The sequence below is a fragment of the uncultured Clostridium sp. genome (assembly GCF_934754915.1).
In the GTDB taxonomy this organism is placed as follows: Bacteria; Bacillota; Clostridia; order Clostridiales; family Clostridiaceae; genus Clostridium.
On sequence record NZ_CAKVKB010000197.1, the window covers coordinates 1 to 4,845 of the forward strand.

Sequence of the window (4,845 nt, forward strand, 5' to 3'; positions counted from 1 at the left end):
GCGTTTTAAGGGATTCGAACCCCTGGCCCACGCCTTAGAAGGGCGTTGCTCTATCCAGCTGAGCTAAAAACGCATTTAAGTGACTTAATTATTATAAAATCTTTATAACATTTTGTCAACATGTTTTTTCAGAACGTTTATTATTTTAAACTTTCTTTAAAACTTTGTCAAGGCTTTTCACCTTTTAATGGAGCGGGTAGTGGGAATCGAACCCACCTTGCCAGCTTGGAAGGCTGGAGTATTACCGATATACGATACCCGCATATTATTTAATTATTAAGATTAAATGGTCGGGGTGACAGGGATCGAACCTGCGACCTCATGCTCCCAAAGCACGCGCGCTCCCATCTGCGCCACACCCCGAAGATTAATGACTAATTTGCATCTGAATTTTTTTATGTCGCTCAGTGCCTGACGACAAGGATTATTCTACAATATCAAATCTATTTCGTCAATACTTTTTTTAATTTTTTTTTATTTTTTTATCAATCCCTAGTTATAATGCCACTTTAAGCAGTTATATTTTATTATTTAACTTATATAAATCAAATAGAATTATCTGTATTATTCAATTTTTTCTATTTATAAATAACTTATTTTTTATTTATTTCACTCAAAAAAGAACTGTTACATAAAATAAATGAAATATACTCTCTCACTCAACGCAACAGTTCTTCTCAATTAATCTTCAATTAAAAAATGTATTTAATCACAATTTTTCAGTTCTCTCAAATATGTATCAACATTTCCATTATCATCAATATCAATAATTCCCACATATCTCCCTTTGAAATGAGGTAATGATATACTTCCAGGATTCATCAATATCATTCCTTCTGTTTTTTCTATTCCTTGTTGATGTGTATGACCAAACAAAACTATATCTGCTCCTAATTCTTTTCCTCTATAATAAATATTAGTCAATGTGCTTTTTACTCCATACAAATCTCCATGTGTATAAAATATTTTTATACCATTAACTTCAATACTTCCTTCTTTAGGATATTTATTAGAAAAATCACAATTTCCAGCTACTGCATATACTTTACCATTAAAGCCTTTTGATAATAATTCTACATCTTCAATATTATCTCCAAGATGAATTAATATATCTGCATCCGCAATTAATTTTTTAGCTATATTAATATATTTATCTACTCTATGTGTATCACTAATCACTGCAATCCTCATATAACCACATCCTTCATGTATTATTTTATGCTATTTACTATAACTCCCTTTAACTCTTTCAATGCTTTTCCTCTATGGCTCACAGAATTTTTTTCTTCTGGTGTTAACTGTGCAAATGATTTATTAAATGGTTCATAAAAAAATAACGGATCATATCCAAATCCACCTTCACCATCTAATTTTTCTAAAATATAACCTCTCACCTCACCTCTTACAGTATTATACATACCTCTTTCATCAAACATAGCTATCTGACACACAAATTGAGCTCCTCTTTTGTCTTTAGGAACTCCTTGCATATTCTTTAATAGCTTTTCATTATTTTTATCATCTTCTCCATGTTTTCCTGCATATCTTGCCGAATATACTCCTGGTTCTCCATTTAAATAATCTACTTCCAATCCCGAATCATCTGCTAATACTATAAAATTCTTTTCGCCTCTTTTTTTTAAAAATTCATATATTTCTCTTGCTTTCTTCTTAGCATTTTCTTCAAATGTTGTTCCATCTTCCACAACATCGATATCTATATTCTCTTCACTTAAAGATCTTACTTCTACTTGAATATCACTCAATATTTCTTTTAATTCTTTTATTTTCTTCTTGTTATTACTTGCCAAAATTATTTTTTTCATTCTTTGAAATCCCTCTTTCAAAATATTATTTTATGTTAAATAACTCATCTCTTTTAGGTGGTTCTACTATATATTCATTATCCCCATCAACAAGTATTCCACCTTCTTTTTCTATTTTTCCTATAACAGCTGAATCAATTCCAAATTCTTTCAATTTCTTGCATAAAGCCGTTCCATCTGATACTGTTATAAGCATACTTCCTGAGGATATTAACCTTAATGGATCAATTTTAAATTCATCACATACCTTTCTTGTTATTTCCATTAGCGGAATCTTATCTTTAAAAATTCTGAATCCATATCCACATGCCATCGCTACTTCAAAAATACCACCTAAAAGTCCTCCTTCAGTAATATCATGCATAGAATTAACACCAAATTCGTTACATATCTTACCTTCATTTAATACACTTATTTTATTTATTAATGTTTTCCCTAATTTGATTTCTTCTTCTGTTAAAACCTTTTTAATTCTTTCTTCATAATCATTTATAAGTATATACGTTCCTTCTAATCCTAAAGTTTTTGTAACAACAATATCATCTCCAAGTTTGGCACCACCTGTTCTTACTGAACTTCCTCTTTTATTCTTTCCTATTACAGTTACCGAAACAACCAGTTTATTAACTGCACTTGTAACTTCTGTATGCCCTCCTACTATCTCAACTCCAATTTTAGCTGCTTCCTCATCTATCTCTTTCATTACCCCATTAATATCTTCTAAAGTCGAATCTACTGGTGCAAGTATTGTCACAAGCATTCCTAATGGTTCTCCTCCTGCAGAAGCAATATCATTACAATTTATATGAACAGCTAGTTTACCTGTATTTTTATCAGCTCCAGTAATTGGATCTGTTGAAAAAATTCCTTCACATTCTCCAAAATCAATTACTGTACAATCTTCACCGACGTCATTCCTAATCTTTACTTCATCTCTTTTTATAGTTTTATTATCAAAGATAATTTTTTTCAAATCATCAAAGTCTAATTTTCCTTCTTTCATAAAAAATCTCCTTTGTATTTTTATTTTTATGCACGTTTTTTTTAATTTCCTCATATTAATGAATAAGACAAGAATTTTTAAGAGGTGTTATACATTGAGATATATTGGCCCATTTTTCAGAATGAATAGTCTTTCTCAAGACGAAATAAGTGGTCAGCTTTTTTATCTATCAAAAGAATCTATAAAAAACTTAGTCTTAAATTCTAAGTGTGGCCTTTTAATGCAGATGCGGAGTTCAAAAAAGTCTTCTATAAATGATATTAGCATATTAAATAATTTTTCTCCACTGTTATGCATATATAGAAAAGCTTCCCCATTATTCATTCATAGCAAAACAAGCCATGGGTTTGATGAATCAAGTTTCAAAAAGGAAATAAATCCAGCTGCAAATGCTCTTATGACCTTATGTCTTCTTGAACTTAGTGAATACTATTCATATTACAATATTCAAAATAGAAATATCGATTCTTTTGAAAATGCCTATATATATATTGCAAAAGAACAACTACAATTTTATAGCGAAAATCTGAGAAATAGTGAAGGACTATTTGTAAGTAAAAAAAATACTTCTGACGGAAATTCAAAAGGATTTAATTTATTAAATAAAGATGATAAATTTAAATTTTCAGATCAAGCTTTTATGATGAATGCTTATCTTCTATATGCAAAATATAACCCTTCTGATGAAATGAGTTCAGAATATTTAAAGTTTTCTGAAGAAATATTAAACTTATTTATAGACTATAAAGATGCTTTATATGATTTGTCTTTTGGAGAAAATGTTCAAATATTTCTATGCATAAATTCATACTATAAATATTCTAAAAATTCTGATGCGAAGAAATTAATATTAGATTTAGGTGATTATTTAATAACAAAATTCCAAGATAAAGACTATTATTTAGATTCTTTAGACGATTGTGCTTTATTTTCTATATGCTTGATGGAAGCGTACAAATATACTAATATAATTTCCTTTAAAGAATGTTATTCAGAAATTAATGAAAGATTAATAAGTATGTATGATTCAGAAAAAAATATTTTTATTAAAATATCTGATAAAAAAGAACTTAAATATTCATCTACGGAAATAACTTTATACCTTCTATCTTTATTACAGTATTCAGAAATGGAAAATAAAAGATTTGAATTAAAATCTTTAATATCAAATTTTTATAGAAAATGTTTTATTAACAACGGATTATTAACAAGCTGGCCTGATGCTCCAACTCTAGATGAAGTTGAACGATATAAAAATTTAAGTTTACGTGCTAATGATATGCTTGATGAAACATATTTTAGAATGCCAGTACTTCCTACTCCTAAAAGCACTGGTACAGCTTCTGTATTTATAAAAAATTTAACTTATTCAAAAAAGAAAGATACTTTAACTTCAAGTAAAATATCTTTTGACAGCAATAAGAATATGTTTAATTTTTACTTATTAATATATTTTTTAAAAGATGCTACAAAAAAATTTATGGGATTCATAAATGAAAAAACTGAAATTGAATCAGAATTAAACAGATTATCTTCAAATAGTGAAAATTTAATTCATGCAGAAATAGATTCAGATAAAACTCTAGATGTTCAAATTTTATCTGATACAGATGACTTAATTTCAAAATCAAATACTACTATTCAAAACAATCCTGTTCTAAAAGAATCTGATAAATCTAATAATTTTAAAAAAAATATAGAATCTAATCTCGAAGAAATACCTAAGAAAAAAATTATATTGCTAAACAATACTGACAATATAAAAGCAGAATCTTCAAAAAATAAAAAATCAAAAAAAAGTAAAATATAAAATACCTATACCTCAATTAATACCTAGTCTGAAACTGTCGCATAAAAATTAAATCATACCATATATAGTATCAAGCAACTTGATTAATATGCTGTATATAGTAGCTAATTTTTCAATGCGACAGTTCCTTAATTTTATTAATTCTAATTTAATTTATTAAATATAATATTATTATTTCCATCTAAAACAATTTCAGATATTTTATC

Annotated in this window: 4 protein-coding genes and 3 tRNA genes; 1 reads left to right on the plus strand and 6 read right to left on the minus strand. The window is 27.7% G+C overall.

Annotated elements, in window-relative coordinates; genetic code table 11:
• The 6 genes from Q0F58_RS17220 to Q0F58_RS17245 all read right to left on the minus strand — a co-directional run bounded on the left by Q0F58_RS17220 (window position 1) and on the right by Q0F58_RS17245 (window position 2,829).
• Window positions 1–73, minus strand: a tRNA-Arg gene (locus Q0F58_RS17220).
• Window positions 74–188: 115 nt separating this feature from the next.
• Window positions 189–262 (minus strand) — tRNA-Gly (locus Q0F58_RS17225).
• Between the two features lie 25 nt (window positions 263–287).
• Window positions 288–363: transfer RNA gene (locus Q0F58_RS17230), tRNA-Pro, on the minus strand.
• A 342-nt stretch (window positions 364–705) separates the two neighbouring features.
• Window positions 706–1,191, minus strand: a complete 486-nt coding sequence (locus Q0F58_RS17235) for a metallophosphoesterase (RefSeq protein WP_294379102.1) — start codon at window positions 1,189–1,191, stop codon at window positions 706–708.
• Window positions 1,192–1,211: 20 nt separating this feature from the next.
• Window positions 1,212–1,826: an XTP/dITP diphosphatase gene (locus tag Q0F58_RS17240; RefSeq protein WP_294379103.1), complete on the minus strand. Its 615-nt coding sequence runs from the start codon at window positions 1,824–1,826 to the stop codon at window positions 1,212–1,214.
• A 25-nt stretch (window positions 1,827–1,851) separates the two neighbouring features.
• Window positions 1,852–2,829, minus strand: a complete 978-nt coding sequence (locus Q0F58_RS17245) for an AIR synthase family protein (protein WP_294379104.1) — start codon at window positions 2,827–2,829, stop codon at window positions 1,852–1,854.
• A 94-nt stretch (window positions 2,830–2,923) separates the two neighbouring features.
• Between Q0F58_RS17245 and Q0F58_RS17250 the strand changes: the two genes are divergently transcribed.
• A complete protein-coding gene (locus tag Q0F58_RS17250; protein WP_294379105.1) occupies window positions 2,924–4,639 on the plus strand; it encodes a hypothetical protein in 1,716 nt (571 codons plus the stop codon).
• The last annotated feature ends 206 nt before the right edge of the window (window positions 4,640–4,845 follow it).

Coding starts and splice junctions, on each gene's coding strand:
- Q0F58_RS17235 (WP_294379102.1), bottom strand. CDS start 1,191: ATGAGGATTGCAGTGATTAGTGATACACATAGAGTAGATAAATATATT.
- Q0F58_RS17240 (WP_294379103.1), bottom strand. CDS start 1,826: ATGAAAAAAATAATTTTGGCAAGTAATAACAAGAAGAAAATAAAAGAA.
- Q0F58_RS17245 (WP_294379104.1), bottom strand. CDS start 2,829: ATGAAAGAAGGAAAATTAGACTTTGATGATTTGAAAAAAATTATCTTT.